The 1169-nt window shown below is 67.4% G+C and carries 1 protein-coding gene and 1 pseudogene; one reads left to right on the top strand and one right to left on the bottom strand.

Going from position 1 to position 1169, the window contains the following annotated elements; translation table 11 throughout:
- A pseudogene (locus U9980_RS27490) lies at window positions 1–661 on the top strand (ATP-binding protein); the annotation flags it as partial.
- 52 nt (window positions 662–713) lie between these two features.
- On the opposite strand, the gene U9980_RS27485 reads toward U9980_RS27490, so the two are convergent.
- A complete protein-coding gene (locus U9980_RS27485) occupies window positions 714–1169 on the bottom strand; it encodes a hypothetical protein (protein ID WP_322770588.1) in 456 nt (151 codons plus the stop codon).

Genomic DNA, 1169 nt, shown 5'->3' with positions numbered 1-1169 from the left:
CGGCGCAGAGGTCCGGTTCGACCCGTTCTCCGACGACCTCGCCTATACCACCGACCTCGGCCTGGTCCGACGGACCGCGGCGACGGTCGAGATCGCCAACCCGGTCTACCGCAACGTCATCACCCGGGTCCTCGCCAACGGCCTCTTTGACGGCGTCATCGGCGCGCCACAACCGCATTCGTTCGTGCTGCCCGACGGGCTGCTCGACCTGCCCGGGCTGCTCACCCGCTTCGCCGACTTCTGGCACCGAAGCGAGGACCTCCTCGAAGCCGATCAGCCCTACCGCGAGGTGACCCCACACGTCACGCTGCTCGGCTACCTCGACCGCGCGATAAACGGCAGCGGTTTCGTCGACCGCGAGTACGGCGTCGGCCGTGGCGCCATCGACCTGCTCATCCGCTGGAACCACACCGGACCCGATGGCAGACCCGCCGTGCAACGCGAGGCACTGGAGGTCAAGACCCACCGCGCCGGCGACACCGACCCGACCCAGGCCGGCATCCACCAACTCGACAGCTACCTGCTACGTCTCAGCCTCCCCGCCGGCTACCTCGTGATCTTTGACCAGCGGCCTGCCGAACGCAAACGCGTAGGCACCGAACTGGGCGTCCGGACCGCCACCGGCCCCAGCGGGCGGACCATCACGGTCGTTCGCATCTGACAGGACCCTGATTCCGACGGAGACCCAGCACGATGACAGAGAGGCCGGCCAGCTACGAATCCGGCATCAGGCTGGCCGCGGCAGTGGCTCCAAGCTCCCAACAGGCCTCGCGGGCGGCGGCCTCGGCCTCGCCGACGATTGACAGCAGTTCCCGCAGTCGTTTCCACCTCAAGCCAGTGGTGATCGTCTCCACACCACGGATTGCGCCAGTCGTGTCGGAGTTGCCGTGCACGCAGAGGGCGTACGGCCGGCCGACCGTCTCCTCGAGGCACGGATAGTAGATCTGGTCGCAGAAGTACCGGAAAGTCGGGTACGTCAGATCGGCGCGCCTGGTCGCCTCGAGTTCCCGGCCTGGTAGGACGACGATCTGTTCCAGGTGCTCGCCGGTCCGACCCGCCCTAGGCTGAGTCTCACCCGGCGCACACGACTGGGTGCCGAGACCGGTCGAGTGCGCCCAGTCCTCTAGATTCTGCGAGAGGTACCGCTTCCTGGGGATATTGGAGGGCAC

It is taken from the genome of Protofrankia sp. Cr1, from assembly GCF_963555865.1.
GTDB lineage: Bacteria > Actinomycetota > Actinomycetes > Frankiales > Frankiaceae > Protofrankia.
Note: the sequence above shows the minus strand (reverse complement) of the source record. Positions and strands in the feature narration are given on the sequence as shown.